The organism is Pseudoalteromonas sp. SG41-1 (assembly GCF_014164575.1).
Lineage (GTDB): Bacteria > Pseudomonadota > Gammaproteobacteria > Enterobacterales > Alteromonadaceae > Pseudoalteromonas > Pseudoalteromonas rhizosphaerae.
The window spans coordinates 1-20,301 of the sequence record NZ_JACJFL010000034.1 but is presented as its reverse complement, the minus strand read 5'-3'; the positions used below and the strand labels follow the sequence as shown (position 1 = coordinate 20,301).

Annotated in this window: 18 protein-coding genes and 1 tRNA gene; 16 read left to right on the top strand and 3 right to left on the bottom strand. The window is 41.1% G+C overall.

All coding sequences use genetic code 11. The features are described from left to right. Positions 1-4: 4 nt before the first annotated feature. The 8 genes from mutL to H5203_RS16160 all read left to right on the top strand — a co-directional run bounded on the left by mutL (position 5) and on the right by H5203_RS16160 (position 8,883). Positions 5-1,852, top strand: coding sequence for a DNA mismatch repair endonuclease MutL (gene mutL / locus H5203_RS16195; protein ID WP_145238095.1), 1,848 nt, complete (start codon positions 5-7; stop codon positions 1,850-1,852). A gap of 10 nt (positions 1,853-1,862) precedes the next feature. After that, positions 1,863-2,780, top strand: coding sequence for a tRNA (adenosine(37)-N6)-dimethylallyltransferase MiaA (gene miaA / locus H5203_RS16190; protein WP_145238098.1), 918 nt, complete (start codon positions 1,863-1,865; stop codon positions 2,778-2,780). Positions 2,781-2,859: 79 nt separating this feature from the next. Further along, a complete protein-coding gene (hfq, locus tag H5203_RS16185; RefSeq protein WP_064668197.1) occupies positions 2,860-3,123 on the top strand; it encodes an RNA chaperone Hfq in 264 nt (87 codons plus the stop codon). 16 nt (positions 3,124-3,139) lie between these two features. Beyond that, the gene (hflX, locus tag H5203_RS16180; protein WP_149980498.1) at positions 3,140-4,423 is read left to right on the top strand and encodes a ribosome rescue GTPase HflX; all 1,284 of its coding nucleotides are present in this window, start codon (positions 3,140-3,142) and stop codon (positions 4,421-4,423) included. Between the two features lie 106 nt (positions 4,424-4,529). Beyond that, positions 4,530-5,696, top strand: coding sequence for an FtsH protease activity modulator HflK (gene hflK / locus H5203_RS16175; RefSeq protein ID WP_145238104.1), 1,167 nt, complete (start codon positions 4,530-4,532; stop codon positions 5,694-5,696). Positions 5,697-5,701: 5 nt separating this feature from the next. Continuing rightward, on the top strand, positions 5,702-6,580 hold the full coding sequence (gene hflC, locus H5203_RS16170) for a protease modulator HflC (protein WP_145238107.1): 879 nt from the start codon (positions 5,702-5,704) through the stop codon (positions 6,578-6,580). A gap of 217 nt (positions 6,581-6,797) precedes the next feature. Next, positions 6,798-8,111 (top strand): adenylosuccinate synthase, encoded by a 1,314-nt coding sequence (locus tag H5203_RS16165; protein ID WP_145238109.1) that lies wholly within the window; start codon positions 6,798-6,800, stop codon positions 8,109-8,111. Between the two features lie 148 nt (positions 8,112-8,259). Further along, positions 8,260-8,883 carry a tetratricopeptide repeat protein gene (locus H5203_RS16160; protein ID WP_145238110.1) on the top strand — a complete coding sequence of 208 codons (624 nt, stop codon included), beginning with the start codon at positions 8,260-8,262 and terminating at the stop codon, positions 8,881-8,883. 66 nt (positions 8,884-8,949) lie between these two features. Here the strand turns inward: H5203_RS16160 and H5203_RS16155 are convergent, their stop codons facing one another. Beyond that, on the bottom strand, positions 8,950-10,812 hold the full coding sequence (locus H5203_RS16155) for a sodium:proton antiporter (protein WP_145238113.1): 1,863 nt from the start codon (positions 10,810-10,812) through the stop codon (positions 8,950-8,952). 919 nt (positions 10,813-11,731) lie between these two features. Between H5203_RS16155 and proB the strand changes: the two genes are divergently transcribed. Together proB and H5203_RS16145 are read left to right on the top strand one after the other, a co-directional pair. After that, positions 11,732-12,838 (top strand): glutamate 5-kinase, encoded by a 1,107-nt coding sequence (gene proB, locus H5203_RS16150; RefSeq protein ID WP_145238116.1) that lies wholly within the window; start codon positions 11,732-11,734, stop codon positions 12,836-12,838. Continuing rightward, positions 12,835-14,082: a glutamate-5-semialdehyde dehydrogenase gene (locus H5203_RS16145; RefSeq protein WP_145238119.1), complete on the top strand. Its 1,248-nt coding sequence runs from the start codon at positions 12,835-12,837 to the stop codon at positions 14,080-14,082. Before proB ends, H5203_RS16145 begins: the two co-directional genes overlap by 4 nt. Before the next feature lie 193 nt (positions 14,083-14,275). Here H5203_RS16145 and H5203_RS16140 read toward each other — a convergent pair. Beyond that, a tRNA-Ala gene (locus tag H5203_RS16140) sits at positions 14,276-14,351 on the bottom strand. Between the two features lie 175 nt (positions 14,352-14,526). On the opposite strand from H5203_RS16140, the gene H5203_RS16135 reads away from it, so the two are divergent. Both H5203_RS16135 and H5203_RS16130 read left to right on the top strand, forming a co-directional pair. Further along, positions 14,527-14,916 carry a hypothetical protein gene (locus H5203_RS16135; RefSeq protein ID WP_145238122.1) on the top strand — a complete coding sequence of 130 codons (390 nt, stop codon included), beginning with the start codon at positions 14,527-14,529 and terminating at the stop codon, positions 14,914-14,916. Continuing rightward, complete coding sequence (locus tag H5203_RS16130) at positions 14,917-15,417, top strand: prolyl-tRNA synthetase associated domain-containing protein (RefSeq protein WP_145238125.1); 501 nt, start codon at positions 14,917-14,919, stop codon at positions 15,415-15,417. It abuts the gene before it with no gap. On the opposite strand, the gene H5203_RS16125 is transcribed toward H5203_RS16130, so the two are convergent. After that, complete coding sequence (locus H5203_RS16125; RefSeq protein ID WP_182819972.1) at positions 15,384-16,526, bottom strand: MFS transporter; 1,143 nt, start codon at positions 16,524-16,526, stop codon at positions 15,384-15,386. The two genes, H5203_RS16130 and H5203_RS16125, sit on opposite strands and share 34 nt — an antisense overlap. Before the next feature lie 485 nt (positions 16,527-17,011). On the opposite strand from H5203_RS16125, the gene H5203_RS16120 reads away from it, so the two are divergent. The 4 genes from H5203_RS16120 (at position 17,012) to H5203_RS16105 (ending at position 20,149) form a co-directional block, all read left to right on the top strand. Continuing rightward, positions 17,012-17,551, top strand: coding sequence for a DUF2058 domain-containing protein (locus tag H5203_RS16120; protein WP_149980503.1), 540 nt, complete (start codon positions 17,012-17,014; stop codon positions 17,549-17,551). 142 nt (positions 17,552-17,693) lie between these two features. Continuing rightward, positions 17,694-18,017 carry a c-type cytochrome gene (locus tag H5203_RS16115; RefSeq protein ID WP_145238134.1) on the top strand — a complete coding sequence of 108 codons (324 nt, stop codon included), beginning with the start codon at positions 17,694-17,696 and terminating at the stop codon, positions 18,015-18,017. A gap of 160 nt (positions 18,018-18,177) precedes the next feature. Then, positions 18,178-18,945: a class II aldolase/adducin family protein gene (locus H5203_RS16110; protein ID WP_182735552.1), complete on the top strand. Its 768-nt coding sequence runs from the start codon at positions 18,178-18,180 to the stop codon at positions 18,943-18,945. Between the two features lie 28 nt (positions 18,946-18,973). Further along, complete coding sequence (locus tag H5203_RS16105) at positions 18,974-20,149, top strand: mandelate racemase/muconate lactonizing enzyme family protein (protein ID WP_064668182.1); 1,176 nt, start codon at positions 18,974-18,976, stop codon at positions 20,147-20,149. Positions 20,150-20,301: the final 152 nt, after the last annotated feature.

Sequence of the window (20,301 nt, the reverse complement as noted above, 5' to 3'; positions counted from 1 at the left end):
CAGTATGAGCATTGAAATATTACCCGCGCGATTAGCTAACCAAATTGCTGCGGGCGAAGTGGTTGAGAGACCCGCATCTGTGGTCAAAGAACTCGTTGAAAATAGCCTAGATGCAGGCGCAACACGTATTCAAATTGATATTGAGCGCGGCGGTCATAAGCTTATTCGCATTCGTGATAACGGCTCAGGCATTGATAAAGACGAGCTCACGTTGGCGCTTTCTCGTCATGCTACTAGTAAATTAAAGTCCCTTGATGATTTAGAAAATATTTGTTCTTTGGGCTTTCGCGGCGAAGCATTGGCGTCTATTAGTTCGGTATCGCGTTTGACACTTAGCTCAAAAACCAAACAGCAAGAGGCGGCTTGGCAAGCATTTGCACAGGGGCGAGATATGGCGGTGCAGATTAAACCCACTGCTCACCCTGACGGGACCACCATTGAAGTTAAAGACTTATTTTTTAATACGCCCGCTAGACGTAAATTTTTACGCACCGAAAAAACCGAGTTTACTCACATCGATGAGTTAATAAAGCGTATTGCCCTGAGCCGTTTTGATGTGTCAATTACCCTCACCCATAACGATAAAGTTGTGCGTCAATATCGTGCTAAAACCGACCCTGCACAGGCTATTGCTCGGGTCGCTCAGGTTGCAGGTAAAGCCTTTGCTGAGCAGGGGTTATATATTGAGTCAGGCGATACAGGCTTGCAGCTACATGGTTGGGTGCTACCGGTTGGATCGAGTAATACTACGCAATATACCTATGTAAATAATCGTATGATGCGCGATAAGCTTATTTCTCATGCCATTCGCCAAGCGTTCGAAGAAGTCGCAGGCCAAGAAGAGCTACCGGGCTTTGTTATTTATATCGACATTGATCCGCGTCAAGTGGATGTAAACGTGCATCCTGCGAAACACGAAGTGCGTTTTCATCAAGGTCGCTTAGTGCATGACTTTATTTTGCAGGCAATTAAACAAGTCGTGGTGCCGCTTCAAGATGAGTTTGCTGGTGTTACTAAGCATGTTGATTCGCAACACAGCGATGCTAAAGCAGCGCATACAGCAACACCCGCTCACTCCAGCAATACAGCAGGCAGTTTGTTTGATTATCCTAAGTCGCACTTACAACCAGCGGAGCAAGCTCGCTACGGTGCTAATTTAGCACCTAGTGGTGGTGGATATACAGGTTCAAGCGAGCGAAGTAAGCAAGCGAGCCGGACAAATCATCAAGATGTGAGTGCGTTTTATCAAGGGGTCAATGAGCAACACGCCAGCCATTTTGATCAACCTATTGGCGTTACTCAAGAAGTAGCACCATTGTTACAGACGCAAAGTGCGCAGCCGTTGCTGGTACAAAGTGATGGCGGTTGTGTATTTAGTCTGCAACAGCAATTATATTGCTCACACTTTAAATATTTATTAGTGAATGATTGGCTTGAGCTTATTGCTGAGCAAGGCAGCTTAGAAGGAAAAGCCTTACTATTGCCTGTGCGAGTTAATATCAGTAAAGAAGACAGCCAAAGCTTAACACAGCAACAATCATGGTTTACCTTGCTGGGCTTTGAGTTATTGATTGAAAAGCAATTTGTGATGGTTAAAAAGTTGCCACAGAGTTTGTATCTGCTTGATGTGAGCCAAGCCGTAGATGCGCTATTAAAAGCCACTAAGGCTGAGCTTAATAGTGTGGAGCAATGGCTAAACTGGCAGCTTAGCCAAGTGCCCGAGCGCTTTTTTGCCAGCCAAGCTTTTGCCTTGGCGGTTACGCGAATGCAAAATAATCCGCAAACAATCCAGCGTTTATCTGCAAAAGCAGTTAAAATAGATTTAAGTTATTTTTTAGCACAGTTAGATTAAGGTTATTGAGTTGAGTAATTTACCGGTCATTTTTTTAATGGGCCCAACCGCTGCAGGCAAAACTGCATTAGCAATCGCCTTATGCCAACATTTAAAAACTGAAATAATCAGCGTCGATTCAGCCTTAGTGTATAAAGATATGAACATAGGTACGGCAAAACCTGATCAACATGAGTTAGCGCTTGCGCCACATCATTTAATTGATCTAATCGACCCTAGCGAAAGTTACTCAGTAGCTGATTTTCGTCGTGATGCAATTGAAAAGATTGACCAATTGCACCAACAAGGTAAAGTGCCTGTATTAGTTGGTGGTACAATGATGTACTTTAAAGCGTTAATTGATGGATTATCGCCATTACCTGAAGCATGCCCAGTGGTACGAGCAGAGCTTGAGCAACAAGCCAAGCAACATGGCTGGCCGGCACTTTATAAAGAGCTTGAGATAATTGATCCGCAAGCGGCACAAAAAATGAGCGAGAATGACTCGCAACGCATTAACCGCGCCCTTGAAGTTTACCGATTAACGGGTAAAACAATGACTGAATTACAAAAAAGTAAGCAGCCGAGTTTACCGTATACTTTTCATCAATTTGCTATTGCGCCTGATGATCGCGCCGATTTACACCAGCGAATTGAACAAAGGTTTAAAATAATGCTTGAGCAGGGGTTTGAAAATGAAGTTTCATCCCTATATCAACGTAAGGATTTACACCCTAACTTACCTTCCATTCGTTGCGTGGGTTATAGACAAATGTGGGATTACATTGCTGGCGAGATTGATTACGATGAAATGGTCTTTCGCGGTATTGCAGCAACACGACAGCTTGCTAAGCGTCAATTGACGTGGCTAAGAGGTTGGCCCGATGTAACGTGGTTAACAACGGGTGATGAAGAAAACTTGCAACGTGTTGTAAGTTCGCTAAGCTAGTAGTAGTTGAAATTTTTTAGCTTTGTTAAATGAGTTCAGCCACTTAATTATAATAACACCTAGAACGAAGGAAAATAACATGGCAAAAGGCCAATCGTTACAAGACCCATTTTTGAATGCGCTACGTCGTGAGCGTATTCCAGTATCAATCTTTTTGGTTAATGGCATCAAACTACAAGGTAAGATCCAGTCATTTGATCAATTTGTTATTTTACTAGAAAACACCGTGAATCAAATGGTGTATAAACATGCGATTTCTACCGTAGTTCCTGCTCGTGCTGTTAACTTCCAAGGTATTCAAGGAAGCGAAGACGGTGAAGAGCCTGAAGCTGGAAATTTTTAAATTAGGAGCATAATGTTTGTTTGACCGTTATGAAGCCGGCGAACAGGCAGTCTTAGTTCATATCGACTTTCCAAAAGAAGGGGATCGTGAAGATCTTCATGAATTGGAAATGTTGGTATCTTCTGCTGGTGTTAGCAGTTTGGCGGTTGTGCAAGGCAGCCGTCAAGCACCACATCCGAAACTATTCGTCGGTACCGGAAAGGCTGAAGAAATCGCTGAGATTGTCAAAATCCACAACGCAGATGTCGTCATTTTTAATCATCAACTCAGACCGTCACAGGAACGCAATTTAGAACGCGTTTGCCAATGTCGTGTGCTTGATAGAACGACGCTTATTCTTGATATTTTTGCGCAACGTGCACGTACCCATGAAGGTAAGTTGCAGGTTGAGCTAGCACAATTGCGTCATATGTCGACGCGTTTGATCCGAGGCTGGACGCATCTTGAACGCCAAAAAGGCGGGATCGGTTTGCGCGGGCCTGGTGAAACTCAGCTAGAAACAGATCGACGTTTATTGCGAGTTCGTATTCAAAGTATTCGCGCGCGTTTAGAGAAAGTGGCAGTGCAGCGTGAGCAAGGTAGACGTGCTCGTAACCGCAATGAAATTCCTACGGTGTCGTTGGTAGGGTATACCAATGCGGGTAAGTCGACGCTATTTAATCGCATTACTAACTCTAATGTGTATGCTGCTGATCAACTGTTCGCGACGCTTGATCCAACTTTACGCAAACTCGAAATAGAAGATGTTGGTTCGATAATTTTAGCCGATACCGTTGGCTTTATCCGCCATTTACCCCATGACTTAGTTGCCGCATTTAAAGCGACGCTAACCGAAACTCGTGAAGCTGATTTACAACTTCATGTGGTCGATGTTGCGGATCATCGTCGTAAAGAGAATATTGAACAGGTACAATCGGTTCTTAAAGAAATAGAAGCTGATGAAGTGCCGCAATTGTTGGTTTACAACAAAATTGATGCGCTTGAAGATATTGAACCACGTATTGACCGTGATGATGAAGGCATGCCTATTAGAGTATGGTTGTCGGCACACAGTGGCGCAGGGTGTGAACTATTGTCTGAAGCTATCAGCGAGCTGTTAGCAAAGAAAATGTTTGTTCATACGCTTAAATTAGCTCCGCAATATGGTCGTTTACGTGCTGCGTTGTTCAATTTAAATGCCGTGCATCAAGAAGACTTTGATGAACAGGGTCATTGGTTACTTGCTACTCGACTGCCTATGGTAGAATGGAATCGTTTAAGAAAAGAGTTTGGTCCTGAAATCGACGCTTTTATTTCGTAATTCGAAAAAACTACTGCACAATGTCATTTTTAGTATGAGAACTGCGGTATTTTTGTTAGATTTAACGTAATTACCTAAATTATTTAGATAACAATGGAGTATAGCTATGGCCTGGAATGAACCGGGTAATAATGGCAATGACAAAGATCCGTGGAACAAAAAAGGCGGACGTGATCAAGGCCCACCTGACTTAGACGAGGTGTTTCGTAAATTCAGCAGCAAGTTTGGTGGCTTATTTGGCGGTAATAAATCCGGCAATGGCGGCGGCGGACTTGGTGGAGCTGGTCTTTCATTTGTACTGATCATTGCTGCAATTGTATGGGCATTGAGCGGTATTTATACCGTGAAAGAAGCAGAGCGCGGCATCGTTTTACATTTTGGTCAATTTGACCGCATTGCAGATCCAGGTCTGCGTTGGAAAATGACGTTTATTGAAACGGTAATTCCGGTAGATATTGAAGCCGTTCGCTCATTATCGACGTCTGGTTTTATGCTCACTGAAGATGAAAACGTGGTAAGCGTTGAGTTTCAGGTGCAATACCGTGTAATTGACCCTTTCCTATACAAATTTAGTGTAACTAATGCTGATTCTAGCTTAGAAGAAGCGCTAGAGAGTGCACTGCGTTATGTTGTTGGTCATTCAAAAATGGACCAAGTATTAACAAATGGCCGTGAGGTTGTGCGTCAAAATACCTGGGATGAACTGAATAAAATCATCGAACCGTATAACTTAGGCTTGATCGTAACTGACGTTAACTTTAAAGACTCACGCCCACCGGCTGAAGTTAAAGACGCGTTTGATGATGCCATTGCCGCACAAGAAGATGAACAACGTTTTATTCGTGAAGCTGAAGCATACGCGCGTGAAATTGAGCCACGTGCTCGTGGTCAAGTTACCCGTATGACGCAAGAAGCTGAAGGTTACGGCGAGCGCATTATTTTAGAAGCACAAGGTGAAGTCGCGCGTTTTGAAAAGCTATTACCTGAATATCAGGCTGCTAAGCGTGTAACCCGTGAGCGTTTATATATTGATGCCATGGAAGAAGTGCTAGGTAACAGTTCAAAAGTGTTAGTTGATGTTAAGGGCGGCAATAATATGATGTATTTACCGCTTGATAAAATCATGGATAAGCAAGGGAACGCAACCCGTGTTGCATTACCTAGCTCAAGTGATATTAACGACTTACGCAATAAAGTTAATACATCGCGCAATAGCACTGTGAACTCAAGTTCAGACCGCTTTGGTGCTGATCGCTTTAACGACGGGAGATAAGCGCAATGAAAAACTTTAGTTTAGTTATATTACTAGCGGCCGTTGTGTTGTCTTTTTCGTCAGTGTTCGTAGTACCTGAAGGGCAAAAAGCAATTGTTATGCTATTCAGCAAAGTGCAAAAAGACAGTGATGATAAAGCAATTGTTTATGGTCCTGGCTTACAATTCAAAGTACCTTTCTTTAGTCAAGTACGTCGTATTGATGCGCGTATTCAGACATTAGATGGTGCACCGGATCGTTTTGTTACTAGCGAGAAAAAAGACTTAATAGTTGATTCGTTTGTAAAATGGCGTGTTAGTGATTTTAGTGCTTTTTACTTACGTGCCCGTGGTGATAAGCAATACGCTGAAGCACTACTTAAGCAAAAAGTAAATAATGGTCTACGTACTAACTTTGGTTCACGTACTATCCGTGAGATTGTTTCCGGTGAACGTAGCGAGTTAATGGAAGAAGCATTAGTTCAAGCTTCTGAAAGTGCTCAAGAGCTAGGTATTGAAGTACTTGATGTACGTGTTAAGCAAATCAATTTACCGTCAGAAGTGAGTAATTCGATTTACCAACGTATGCGTGCAGAGCGTACTGCTGTTGCTAAAGAGCATCGCTCTGAAGGTCAAGAAAAAGCCGAAACGATTCGTGCTGACATTGACCGTCGTGTCACAGTAATGCTGGCTGATGCTGAGCGTAATGCCCGTACCGTTCGCGGTGAAGGCGATGCAAAAGCTGCGGCTATTTATGCCAATGCGTACAATAAAGATGCTGAATTCTTTGGTTTTGTACGTTCATTAGAGGCCTATAAAAAGACCTTTAAAGATAAGCAAGACGTAATGGTATTATCACCAGACAGTGACTTCTTTAGATATATGAAAGGTGCTGCAGCGCAGTAATCTTTTTCTAAATCTAGCACAAATCCAAACCCTGTGTATGCAGGGTTTTTCTTTTAGTAAGATGAATTTTTATGAGTAACTTAATGTTATTCAACCAGTTAATTTTTATTGCAAAGGTCGTTGTACGACTGCGCAGAAAAAATAACCTAAACGGGGGTGATCTTTCCCCTCATTATCTGGTAAAATCTCGTCCTAATTTTTTCTAAGTGAATTTACAATGGGTAAAAACGTTGTTGTATTAGGCACCCAATGGGGTGACGAAGGTAAGGGTAAGGTAGTTGACCTCCTTACAGACAAAGCATCTTTAGTAGTTCGTTACCAAGGTGGCCATAACGCTGGTCATACACTGGTAATCGAAGGTGAAAAGACAGTTTTACACCTTATTCCATCGGGTGTATTACGTGACAATGTTAAGTGTGTGATTGGTAATGGTGTTGTTGTTTCACCAGAAGCGCTAATGAAAGAGATTGGCATGCTTGAAGAACGTGGCGTACCAGTACGTGAACGTTTATTGATCAGTGAAGCATGTCCGCTTATTTTGCCTTTCCACATCGCATTAGATGTAGCTCGTGAAAAAGCACGTGGTAATAAAGCGATTGGTACAACAGGTCGCGGCATAGGTCCTGCTTATGAAGATAAAGTAGCCCGTCGTGGTTTGCGTATCGGTGACTTATTCAACCCTGAATTATTCGCTGCGAAGCTTAAAGAAGTATTGGAATACCATAACTTCACTTTAGTAAATTATTACAAAGTAGATGCGGTAGATTTCCAACAGACGTTTGATGATGCAATGGCTGTTGCAGATATCCTTAAAGCAATGGTTGTTGACGTAACTGAGTTACTTGATCAAACGCGTCTAGCGGGCGACAACATCTTGTTTGAAGGCGCGCAAGGTACATTACTTGATATCGATCACGGTACTTACCCATATGTAACGTCTTCAAATACAACTGCTGGTGGCGTTGCTACAGGTGCTGGTTTTGGTCCGTTAAATCTTGATTATGTACTAGGTATTATCAAAGCTTACACCACGCGTGTTGGTTCTGGTCCTTTCCCTACCGAGCTTTACGACGGTTTAGAAAAACAAGACCCAGTTGGTAAGCACTTAGGTACCGTAGGTCATGAGTTTGGTGCAACGACTGGTCGCTTACGTCGTACTGGTTGGTTAGATGCTGTGGCTATGCGCCGTGCAGTACAAATTAACTCTATCTCAGGTTTTTGTTTAACTAAACTAGACGTGTTAGATGGTCTAGAAACACTAAAAATCTGTACTGGTTATCAGTTAGAAGATGGCACTATCACTAATGTGACGCCACTTGCTGCTGAAGGTTATGATAAAGTAACGCCAGTTTATGAAGAGATGCCTGGTTGGACTGAAAATACAGTGGGTGCTACTACTGTTGAGCAGCTACCAAAAGCGGCACTTGATTACATCAAACGCATTGAAGAAATCACCGGTGTACCTGTTGATATTATTTCTACAGGTCCTGACCGTGTAGAAACTATGGTATTACGCAGTCCGTTTGCATAATTACTAATAGTACTAAAAAAGCTGCCTTGTGCAGCTTTTTTTGTGTCTGGGGATAGTGTTTATAATAAATAAGCTATTTATAAATTTCATTATGGAACGATCTTTGTATAAACTTTAGCAAGATGGTTTTTAATTTAAAGTGACCTAAATGCGTTTGTTAACTTGTTTATCATTAGTGCCGTTATCGTTTTTACTGGCAAGCCACGCCAAGTCTGAAGAGACCATAGCTGCCGTGCCACTATATACAGAAACTGAGCTGCTCGCTTTGATCAATAGTAATACACACCTTGCACGAGTAAAAGCAGATGACTGTCAGTTAGTACAAGATATCGAAGCACGAGCCAATAAAATGGCACTGCCTTCTTATCAATTTTTATATGGCGATATGCTGGCGTATGCGGTGTGTGTTGATCGTAATGTAGAGCTTGGTGTGTATTATATGCGTCAAGCAGCGCAGCAAGGCTTAGCGGCGGCATTAGAGCAACTCGGGCGATACTATGACACGGGTCGATTGGTGCAAAAGGATAAAGCGCTTGCTGTGACTTACCTACGTGAAGCTTCATCACAAGGTAATTTAAAAGCACAATTGCGGTTAGTTAATTTATTTAATCAAGGCTATGGCAGTCCACGTGATTACGAAGACGCATATCGTTGGTTATTTCATAGTATGGTTGCAGATAAAGCAACCCATAAAAAGATTGAACGCTCGCTAGCCCAATTGGCGCAAAAAATGCCCGATAGTGTTGTCGCGCGAGCACGCTTGCCGATGTAGGTATGAGCTGATCAGTTAGCAAGTTGAAAGTAAAAGGGCTAGGTGTGATACCTAGCCCTTTTCGTTTTACTCTTTTATTTCTTTCGGTTCTTTGTTTTTGCCATTATTAGGATCTTTCAATACCGACATTTTTGGTGGCAGCATCGCGACGACACGTTCACCTTCTTGCGGCGGTTTTTCCATATTAATAGTAAACGGACGCAGTTTGATAGGGCTATCATCATCACTGTCTTTGTCACCATTGAGGATGAATAACGGAATTGCATCGCTGTTCATCTCTTGGTATTTGCCCCAGTTAAACTCTTCAGAAATTCGCGTTACACTGACCTTGCCGCCTTTGGCAATTAAGCTACTTAAACGTGCATAAGAGCCGCTATCACCAAACAAAATTTGCCGAGATAGAAACGTCGCGCTGTCTTTGTTTGCTTTGGCGTGAGAGGTAGAAGAACGCAATGAAAAGACGTTCTTTTCATTCAATAAATGTGAAAAATACTGCACGCCTAGCGCGTTATGATGGCGGTTTGGCGAAAGCGCCATTACGCTGCGTAGAGTTGTCAGGGGTAAGTAACGTTCAGCATGTTCTGATTGCGGGTTACCATAATAACAAGGCAGCCCATCCATACGTGCCATGCGGCAGTTTTCCCAAGCTGGATCTGATAAGTGTACTTGAATATTTTGCTCTTTTAGCCCACAAGCAATGGCACGAGCGACATGGTTTGCACCAATGATCAAAATAGTATTAGGTGAAGGCTGACGAACACCTAATAGCTTCGCAATCGGAATCGCAGTTAAGCTTTGCAGAACTACTGTGATAATAATAACGGTAAAAATCAGTGGCACCATTTTCTCGGCGTCAGCAACACCAGCTTCCATCATACTAATAGCAAAAACAGAGCCTACCGCTGCTGCGACAATACCGCGCGGAGCAATCCACGCGAGTACTAAGCGAGATTTAATTGGTAGCTCAGTGCCGAAAGTGGAGATCGCAATACACAATGGGCGAGCGATAAATAATACGATAGCCAAAAAGATAAACACATCGGCATCAAGCATCATTAAATCAGCTAATTCTAAACGCGCAGCAAGCAAAATGAATAAGGTTGAAATTAAGATCATAGACAGATCTTCTTTAAACTCTAAAACAGAATCAATTTCTAAATCGTCTTGGTTCGCTAACCAAATACCAAATACAGTAACCGCTAATAGACCTGACTCATGGCTCAAATGATTTGAGACTGTAAAGCTAATAAGTACCAGAGCTAAGATGCCGAATTTATGTAATTCAAATGGTAGCCATTCGCGGCGGATCAGTAACGTTGTAAGCCAACCTGCGACCACGCCAATAGATAAACCGACTCCTAAGGTTTTAAACAAGGCGATTACGGTATGGATAAACACTTCACCTTGACCAACTAGCATTACCGCTTCAAATACTAAAACCGCAAATAAAGCACCAATTGGGTCAATAACAATGCCCTCCCAGCGTAGTATGCGATCAATGTCTTGGGTTGGCCGCATTGAGTTTAATAGCGGTGCAATAACTGTTGGGCCAGTAACAACCAATACCGCACCGAGCACCGCTGCTACACGCCAGTTGAGTTCTAAAATCCAATAGGCACTTAGGCTTATCACTATACAAGTCGTAATCATGCCAATAGAGCACAAGTTACGGACTACCTTGCCAATACCTTTGAGTTCTCGAAAGTGTAGAGTTAAAGAACCTTCAAATAAGATCACCGCAACACTGAGCGAGACCACAGGAAAGAGTAAATCACCAAGCAGTGCATCTGGATCAAGTAAACCCGTAGCAGGGCCAAGCAATAGGCCTGTAAGTAACAAAAATAAAATAGCTGGGACACGAAAACCCCATGCTATCCATTGGGCGAGAACCGAACATAGAGCGATCCCTGCGATATAAATAGCTGACATAGATGAAGTATTCCTTATTTATTACAACAGTTAGGAGTAAACCTTTCGATACTTATAATACAGGGGTATACACGTGTATGTTAATTTTTCCTAATAGAATTTTAGCTGTTTACGAACTTATTTGTAGAAGAAATGATAATTTATTGGTTTTGAAATATTTGAAACAAATTAAACTCTGTTTAACTAACTGAATCTTATAGACTTTAAAATTTATTAGCTGCAATAGTAAGCCGAGTGAATAAAATATAGTCTTGATCTTTAGGCTAAAAGTAGCGTAATATAGTTAGTGTTCAAACAATTAGTCATCTAATTAGTTACTTGTTAGGTCTAAGCGAATACATATAGTTATTTTTAAGTTGCTTTAAATTACAACAACTTAGATTGAGGTCACTATATTTATATGCTTAAAAATCAATTTGTTAATTGTTTTGAATGCAGTTTGTACAATTTTACTCATTTTTAGTAATTAGTTAATTTGAACATAAATTACATTTTATTGTGATTCATATTGTTTGAGTTGAACTGTTACTTACTCAATATTTGACACCCATCGTGGTGAGCAAATCTCGGTCCTTGAGTCATCACCCTATCTGTTGGTGTACCAGACTTTAGAGGCTCTATGTATGTTGTTAATAAAAAAGCTTCACACAGCTTTTTACAGCGATGCATAAACAACACTTTTTATTTACTTTATAACTGTTCAGTCTTAATGATTGAGCCAAAGTTATGCTATATCTAACGCACTTTGTTAATTAACTAAGTGAGCGTTTCCGGCTGAGTATTAAAAAGTGATGGCTAAAGAAAGTGAGCAAAAGCAAGTGCAAATTGTTAACTCGTAACCTAGGTAAACACTAGGTGGTTGTTTTCAGATTTATCCAAACTAGGGTAAGTCACAGTTAAAATGGAAAGTTGAACATTTATGCAAAAGTTAAATTGGCGACGTATCGTATTAAAAGTAGGTAGCGCATTGATTGCACCTGATCAAGATGGTTGTCGCTCACGCTATTTATTAACCATCGCTCAGTTTATTGTTCGTTGTCGTAGTCAAGGAATTGAAGTTATTTTAGTTTCGTCAGGCTCAGTTGCCGCTGGCGCGCATTTATTTCCGAAGACACAAGAGCGCACTGTGGCAATGAAAAAAGCCATGGCAGCAGCAGGGCAAACCGAAATGATGGCTATGTGGGACCGCTTTTTTGATTTCCCATCGGCGCAGATTTTATTAACTCATGGTGACTTACGTGACCGTGAGCGTTATGAGAGTATTAGAGAAACTGTTTTCACTTTGTTGGATCATGGTGTGCTGCCAATCATGAATGAAAATGATACGGTGACAACTGATGATTTAAAAGTCGGTGATAATGATAACTTATCGGCAATGGTCGCTGCAGCAGCTGATGCTGATGCATTGATGATTTTTTCAGATGTGGATGGGCTTTATGATAAAAACCCTAATCTGCACGATGATGCAATATTACTGCCTGAAATTAAATCAATTGATGAATCAATCTATGCTATGGCAGGATCTGCTACCAGTGCGGTTGGTACAGGTGGTATGAAAACTAAAATTGAAGCAGCTGAAAAAGCGACTTCACATGGTATTACTACTTATATAATTAATGGTTTTAAAGAGCAGACATTTACAAAACTGCTGGAAGGTGAGAACCCAGGTACTATTTTCTTACCATACGAAAAACCGATGCAAGAAGCTGTTCACTGGATGACTCATACTGCAAGTGAGCAAGGTGAAGTCGTTGTCGCAGGTTCATACGATGAATCTTTAGAAGGTGAAACTGGCTGTATCCGTGGCGATGAAATTGTCGCAGTGCATGGTGAGTTTGCAATTGGCGATACCATTTTGGTACGTAGCAGCGACGGCACTCGATTAGCCAAAGCAACTGCAAATTACAGTAGTTGTTTATTGAATTTTATAGCTGATAACGAACAAAGCGAATTTAGCGACAAGATGCAAGATTCGATTGGTCCCGTTATTTCAGAGAAAGATATCGCATTATTGGAGAAGTCATGAGTTTAATTACAGATATTTCACGTCAGGCAGCAAAAGCGGCACATCAGTTAGCCTTACTCGATACCGAGACTAAAAATCAGGTGCTACTGGATATGGCTGCAGCATTACGCCAACAAAAAGCATTTATTATTAAAGAAAACGAAAGTGATTTAGCCGCAGCCCGTGATAACAATCTAGCAGCCGCTATGATTGACCGTTTAACGCTTAATGACGAACGTATTGAAGCGATGGCTGAAGGCATTGAAGTGATTGTAAGCCTTGATGATCCGGTGGGTCAATTACGCGATATTACTGAACGTCCTAACGGGATTAAAATTCGTAAAATGCGCGTACCACTTGGTGTGGTATGTATGATTTATGAAGCGCGTCCAAATGTAACCGCTGATGCTGGAGCGTTATGCTTCAAATCAGGTAATGGGGTTATTTTACGTGGTGGTAAAGAGGCGCTTAAAAGCTCGCAAGCAATTGCTAGTGTTATGCATCAAGTATTAGAGCAGCATAATTTACCGGCAGCGTTAATCTCCGTTATTCCAGATCCAGACCGCGGATTATTAATGGAATTGATGCAGCAACGTGACAGCATTGACTTAATTATTCCACGCGGCGGCGAAGGGCTAATTAACTTTGTAACAGATAACAGTACAATTCCTGTGATCCAGCATTTTAAAGGTGTATGTCATTTATACGTGGATAAAGACGCTGACTTAGAAGTGGCGATTAACTTGCTACTGAACGGTAAAACTCAGCGTACTGGCGTATGTAATGCATTAGAAGGACTTGTCGTTCATCAGGATGTTGCCGATGAGTTTTTAAATTTATGTGCTGTTGTATTACGCCAAGAAGGTGTAAAAATAAATGCAGATAGCCAAGCCGCACAATATTTTGATGATGCAACAGTGCTTGCGCCAGAGGAATTTGGCGAAGAATATTTAGATTTAGAAATCGCGATTCGTGTAGTACCGGATTTTGCTGGTGCAATTGAGCATATTGCGCAATTTGGTTCAAACCATACGGAAGTTATTTGCACTAAAAACCAAGCCGCGGCTGAATTGTTCCAGCGCAGTGTTGATGCCTCAGTAGTGATGGTTAATACCTCATCACGCTTCTCTGATGGTTCACAGTTAGGTTTAGGTGCAGAGATTGGTATCGCAACGTCAAAACTACACGCTTACGGTCCAATGGGCTTAGAATCATTAACGACGGAGAAATACCTCGTCAATGGTGTAGGTCAAATTCGCGAATAATTGGTAGTCGAATAACCAAATTAAAATGCCGAGTTTATGCTCGGCATTTTTGATCGTAAATACCATGCAGCGCACAACTGATAGCTAAAAAATAACTAACATAAAATAAACAGTTTTTTGATTAAAATGACAAAAATTTAAAAATTGAATTTGGCATGAGAGCCATAGTGATAAAAATTGAAGAGTAGGAAAGTGGTGGAGCTAAGCAGGATCGAACTGCTGACCTCCTGCGTGCAAGGCAGGCGCTCTCCCAGCTGAGCTATAGCCCCACATTCCTAAAGTTACGAATTTCGTAACCTACTTGAGGTTCCGTTTCAAGCGGGACGAACTTTAATGAGATTTCTAAATTTGGTCAAGTATTATTTATATATTTTTTGAATTTTTACGCAAACAATGAATTTTTGGTAGACTAACGGTCACTGGATAACAGGAATGATACTAATAATGAAAAAATACGCGTTGATGTTACTCGTTTTACTCTGTGGTTGTGCTAGCCAAAGTGATGAGCCGCCTTTTGAAATTAATAATAAACAGTTACACACTAAATTAGATGAGCAAGGTAATAAGATTTTTGCTTATGTGGTATCGGTTAAAGCCAATAGTCGCGCAAATTTAAACTTAGATCGACCACTGACACGCCAGCAATTTAAAAACTTTGCAGAGCAAGAATATTTTGAAGAATCAAATAGCTTAAAATTAGAATTAGAAGATCAAGCCGTGCACTTATTAAAACAAGAGTTGCATGACAAAAAATATTGTCGCAACGATAAATATGAGATAAATGAAGTATTGTGGCGAGATTTAAGTGTACGCTTGATGGGGCGTTGTTTATAAATGTTAGCGGATAAAAGTAAATTAGCGGCGCTGTTAGCGCATTTAAATATCAATTATGACGTTATCGAACACCCTGCATTACATAGTAGTCTTGCTGCAGATGAATTAATGGTGGAACGGCCCGGAACGCGATTAAAAAACTTATTTTTGCGTGATAACGAAGGTAAAAAGCATTTTTTGGTGATCACCGCACATGACAAGCAGTTAGACTTAAAATCACTGGCTAAATATCAAGGCTTGTCACGCTTAGGGTTTGCCTCTGATGAGCGCTTAGCACGCTTTTTAAAAGTCGCACCTGGATGTGTATCTATGCTTGCTCTGATGAATGATAAGCAAAATGATGTCACTTTATGGCTTGACCAAGACATATGGTTTGGTGATCTATTTCATTGTCATCCATTTGAGAACACCCAAACATGGTTATTAAAAAAAGCCGATTTAGACGCTTTTTTTGCCACCACAGGGCATCAGCCTAAAGTGGTTTTTTTACCCGCTAGATAAGCCGAACTTACTAAAATTAATCCGCATATACAGACTAATAATAACGAGGCCATAAATGCGATATGGCCAAGTTGTTGATATACCAAGCCTGGTACAAAAGAGCCTAAAGCCCCGCCACTATAATAAAATGACACATAAGCACCATTAGTGACACTCGGTGGTGCACTGCTTATTTTATTAACCAGCGGCGCTGCGGTTGAATGAATAATAAACATCGCGCCGCAAAAACCAGTGAATGCCAGTAAAAAAATCACTAATTGTGAGCTCATCAAAAATACTAGTGTAGTGCTGTAAAAAGCAAATATAGCAGACAATAAATGCCACGGTGAAATACTCTTTTTTAATAACCAAGGAGTCGCAATAGAGGCGAGGGCGCCAATCAAGTAACCGCTATAAACTAAGCCAATATCACGGGTATTAGTAATTAAAAAAGTGTCTTGTAAAATGAACGGTAAATAATTTAATAACGCAGCAAAGCAAAAAAACATACAAAACACCGCACCATATAATTTTAATACCGCAGCATTCGCGAGCTGTTTTAAATAATTTAATGGGGAAAGAGTGCTGTTAACAATGGCTGTTTGATTACGTGGAATACTCAGTGCAAAGCTAATTAAACCTGCGGCAATAACAAAATAGAAGCTTTGCCAAGTCCATAAATCAGCAAAAATAGCCGCTAACACTCGGCCAAAGTAACCCCCAGCAATTGTACTGCCAATATAGAAGGTCATATTCTTTTGCAAACTATCAGCTTGATAAGTGCTGCCTATGTAAGTGGTCATTGCGGTGAGTGCGGCAGGCAAGGTTAAACCTTGTAAAAATCGTAGTAACAGTAATAACTCAAAACTGGGGGCGTAGGCAAAAGCAATACAGGTAACAGCTAGTACTAGCATCGCGTAGCGAAGAATTGTTAAAGGGTTACGTTTAGCTAGTAATAAGCCGTATACCAAAGGAGCAATCGCCAAAGGGAGCATAGTTGCCGTCATCAAGCTACCTGCGGTTGCAGGACTAACTGAAAATTGCTCTGCAAATAAACTTAATAATGGCTGCGGTGCATAGAGCACGAAAAAGATAAACAGCGAGCAAACTAATAAATGACCGAAACGCATTTTATTGGCCCTACTACAAAAACCACAGCTTAACCTGATTGATATTAAATTCAACCTCAACGCGTTCTTTAAGTGGTTACTTTTATTCTAGAAATAAGTATTTATTGCGCTAAATCAGGTTTTCAATCACAACACTTTGCTAGATTAATGGTCACAGCACTATGATTTGTTTTAATTGGTGATTATACCCAAGCCACCTCAAGATGCAGAATTCAGCGTTTCACAGGGGCTTAATATCAAGGCGTTACTTTGCAAGAATGACAGTCCCTTTTAAGAAGTAACAACGCTGAGAGTAAGTTCCTGTGAAACGCCCAACGGGTTGGTTTAAAAGCGATTTATACTACGTTATTGATTTTAGCAATAGACCCACTATTACTTGCAATCAATGCCTTGCCTAAATCGCTTTTAATTCCAACTGAAACTCGCATCTTGGGGTGGTTTGGGTATAAAATAAAGCTAATATCAGTTTTTAATGGAACAAAGCTATGGGTTCATTACAAGACCAATTGCTACAAGCAGGATTAACCACATCACATAAAGCTAAAGTTGCTAAAAGTGAAAAGCGTAAGCAACAAAAAAAACCAAAAAAAGGGGCGACCAGTAACCCTAGTGATCTGCAAAAGCATATTCAGCAAACAAAGTTAGAACAGCAGAAAAAAGCAGAAGAATTAAATCAAGCTCGCCAAGGTGAGTTAAAGCAACGTGAGCAAGTTGCCCGCGTAAAGCAGATATTAGAACATCATAATCAAGATTCGATTCGTGGTGAGCGGACTTTCAATTTTACTTACGAAAATAAAGTCAAAGAGCTTGACGTAAATGAACAAACGCAAAAAGCCTTGTCAGGTGGCCGACTGGCAATTTGTGTATTGGAAGGGCAGTTTTTTGTACTTGAAGATGAGCCAGCCCGTAAAGTGGCAGAAGTTGATGAAAAGTACATCGTGTTTCATGTAGAGCCTGAAGACAAAGGCAAAGATGCTGATGACCCATACGCTGATTTTGAAGTACCAGATGATTTAGTATGGTAGCCTAAGAGATGACTTGAACAGCGTGTTTGGTGATCTACTTGGTGTATAAATTACGTACATATGTGATGTACAAAGATCCGTTATTATGGTCTACAATTAAGCTAATAATTTTTATAAACCGTCAAAAAGAAGAGAAAATACAATGAGCAAGATAACAAAATTACTCTTAGGTGCAAGCCTCTCTATGGTTGCTAGTATGTCATTTAACAGCATGGCTGCCGATGGTGCTGCGCTTTATACAGCAAAAATGTGCCAAACATGTCATGGCCCTGAAGGTAAGGCACCGATCATGGCAATGTATCCTAAACTAAATGGTCAGAATAAAGACTACTTAGTGGCCCAAATGAAAGACATTAAATCAGGTGCGCGCAACAATGGCATGACTGCAGCGATGAAAGCGATGGTTGCGACTGTTACTGAAGAAGAAATGGTCGCTATTGCCGATTACTTAGCAAACGTAAAATAATTTTTGCTGAGTGTGAGTTATCAATGGGCTCACCGAAAACAGCCACACCAATTTGGTGTGGCTGTTTTGTTTTAAATATTGATCATCCACGCACACTACTTTAGACTTCTATCCATCTATTTCGTGTTTTGTTTTTAACGCGTTTAAATAAGGCCCCATAATGTTTGAATTACCACAACTTGATTTAAAAAATAAAGTCTCTGCACAAGAATGGCAGTTACGAGTTGATTTAGCCGCCTGTTATCGGTTGGTTGAGCATTTTCGTTGGGGTGATTTGATTTACACACATTTATCGGCGCGTTTGCCGGGGACTGACCATTATTTAGTGAATGCGTTTGGCCTCACATTTGATGAAGTAACAGCTTCTAACCTAGTCAAAGTGGACTTGGCCGGAAATATTTTAGATGACACGCCATTTGCAATCAACCCTGCTGGTTTTACGATTCACAGCGCGATTCACGAAGTGCGTGATGACGCTCATTGTGTTATTCACTTACATACTAAAGAAACGATTGCCGTTGCCACGCAGCAGAATGGTCTGCTGCCACTTAGCCAGTATTCAATGTTTTCACTGCCGTCATTGTCTTATCACGGCTATGAAGGCTTAGCAGTTAATAGCGATGAGAAAAAACGTTTACAAGATGATCTCGCTAATACTAATCATATGTTGTTAGTAAACCATGGTGGTTTAACTGTGGGGCCAACGGTTGGTGATGCATTTATGCGTTTTTATGATTTACAGCGTGCTTGTGAAATACAGCTGGCTTTACAAGCCAGTGGCCAAGCTGTTACACCAGTACCTCAAGCCATAATCGATAATATTTATAATCAAGCGAATGTAGTGCACAGCGGTAGTACCGGTGGGCAATTAGCTTGGCCTGCGATGTTACGTAAGGCCCATCGTCTTGATCCTAGTTTTGCAAAATAACCTAAGCCTTGGTTAATAAGGAATTGTCATGAAAGTTAATCGCGTTGAAGTTTTTGATATCCACTGTCCAGACAGACCTGCTTGGACTCCTGTATTTGTCCGTATTCATACTGACGAAGGTATTAGCGGGGTTGGCGAAGCTGGCCTTGCTTATGATTTAGGACACAGTGCTGCCGCTGCTATGATTAAAGAAATGGCTGATGCTTTCTTAATTGGTCATGATCCATTTCAAACCGAAAAGTTATGGTCGCGTATGCTGCGTGAAAGCTTTTGGGGTTTAGGTGGGGGCCCAGTAGTCTATGCAGCAATGAGCGCGATAGACACCGCTTTATGGGACATTAAGGGTAAAGCACTAGGTTTGCCTGTGTATCAGTTGCTAGGCGGTAAAGTTAACGACAAGCTGCGTACTTATGCTTCGCAATTACAGTTTGACTGGGACACTGAGTTTAAAGCTCTGGTACATCCACAAGAATACGCAGAAGCGGCGTTAAAAGCAGTGGCTGAAGGCTACGATGCCGTTAAAGTTGATCCGATCCAATATGATAAAGACGGCAATACCTATTACGACCGCACTAACATTATTTCACGTGCTGAAATGAAGCTATATCGCGCCCGTATGCAGGCAATTCGTGAAGCTGTTGGTGATGAAGTCGATATCATTTTTGAATGCCACAGTTTACCGGGTGTTACCTCTGCTATTCAAATCGGTGAAATCGCTAAAGAATTTGACTGTATGTTTTATGAAGAACCAGTTAACTACTTAAATCATTCGTTACATGCCAAAGTGGCAGATAAAGTATCAGTGCCAATTGCCGGTGGCGAGCGTTTATATAATCGTTGGGGTGTGCGCCCTTACTTAGAAGATCAAAGTATTAATGTATTACAGCCAGATATCGGTTTATGTGGTGGTTTTACTGAAACTAAAAAAGTGTGTGATTACGCTGATATTTTTGATGTACGTATTCAGGCTCACGTCTGTGGCGGCCCCGTTGCAACCGCAGCATCATTACATTTAGAAACGGCTATTCCAAATTTCTTAATTCATGAGCATCACACTTATGCAATTAAAAAGTGGAACCGTGAGTTATGCTTGCAAGATCCACAGCCTAAAAATGGTTTCTTTGAAGTGTCTGAAGAGCCGGGTATTGGTATTGAACTTAACGACGAAATAGTGATGCGCTCTCAGCGTGTTGAGATCAAATAAAATCATAGGCTACGAGCTATGAATAGCGAGCTAATTCCTGCTCGCTATTCATTAAGTTTATCTACTTTGACCTTTGCAAATTTAAAACTATTTTTTACTAATTCAAAGCGTTAAAATTTTCCTAGCACCTAGCACCTAGCACCTAGCACCTA

Excerpts from the sequence above, each read along its gene's own strand:
- mutL (WP_145238095.1), top strand. The coding sequence starts at position 5 with ATGAGCATTGAAATATTACCCGCGCGATTAGCTAACCAAATTGCTGCG.
- hfq (WP_064668197.1), top strand. The coding sequence starts at position 2,860 with ATGGCAAAAGGCCAATCGTTACAAGACCCATTTTTGAATGCGCTACGT.
- hflK (WP_145238104.1), top strand. The coding sequence starts at position 4,530 with ATGGCCTGGAATGAACCGGGTAATAATGGCAATGACAAAGATCCGTGG.
- hflC (WP_145238107.1), top strand. The coding sequence starts at position 5,702 with ATGAAAAACTTTAGTTTAGTTATATTACTAGCGGCCGTTGTGTTGTCT.
- H5203_RS16165 (WP_145238109.1), top strand. The coding sequence starts at position 6,798 with ATGGGTAAAAACGTTGTTGTATTAGGCACCCAATGGGGTGACGAAGGT.
- H5203_RS16160 (WP_145238110.1), top strand. The coding sequence starts at position 8,260 with ATGCGTTTGTTAACTTGTTTATCATTAGTGCCGTTATCGTTTTTACTG.
- H5203_RS16155 (WP_145238113.1), bottom strand. The coding sequence starts at position 10,812 with ATGTCAGCTATTTATATCGCAGGGATCGCTCTATGTTCGGTTCTCGCC.
- proB (WP_145238116.1), top strand. The coding sequence starts at position 11,732 with ATGCAAAAGTTAAATTGGCGACGTATCGTATTAAAAGTAGGTAGCGCA.
- H5203_RS16145 (WP_145238119.1), top strand. The coding sequence starts at position 12,835 with ATGAGTTTAATTACAGATATTTCACGTCAGGCAGCAAAAGCGGCACAT.
- H5203_RS16135 (WP_145238122.1), top strand. The coding sequence starts at position 14,527 with ATGAAAAAATACGCGTTGATGTTACTCGTTTTACTCTGTGGTTGTGCT.
- H5203_RS16130 (WP_145238125.1), top strand. The coding sequence starts at position 14,917 with ATGTTAGCGGATAAAAGTAAATTAGCGGCGCTGTTAGCGCATTTAAAT.
- H5203_RS16125 (WP_182819972.1), bottom strand. The coding sequence starts at position 16,526 with ATGCGTTTCGGTCATTTATTAGTTTGCTCGCTGTTTATCTTTTTCGTG.
- H5203_RS16120 (WP_149980503.1), top strand. The coding sequence starts at position 17,012 with ATGGGTTCATTACAAGACCAATTGCTACAAGCAGGATTAACCACATCA.
- H5203_RS16115 (WP_145238134.1), top strand. The coding sequence starts at position 17,694 with ATGAGCAAGATAACAAAATTACTCTTAGGTGCAAGCCTCTCTATGGTT.
- H5203_RS16110 (WP_182735552.1), top strand. The coding sequence starts at position 18,178 with ATGTTTGAATTACCACAACTTGATTTAAAAAATAAAGTCTCTGCACAA.
- H5203_RS16105 (WP_064668182.1), top strand. The coding sequence starts at position 18,974 with ATGAAAGTTAATCGCGTTGAAGTTTTTGATATCCACTGTCCAGACAGA.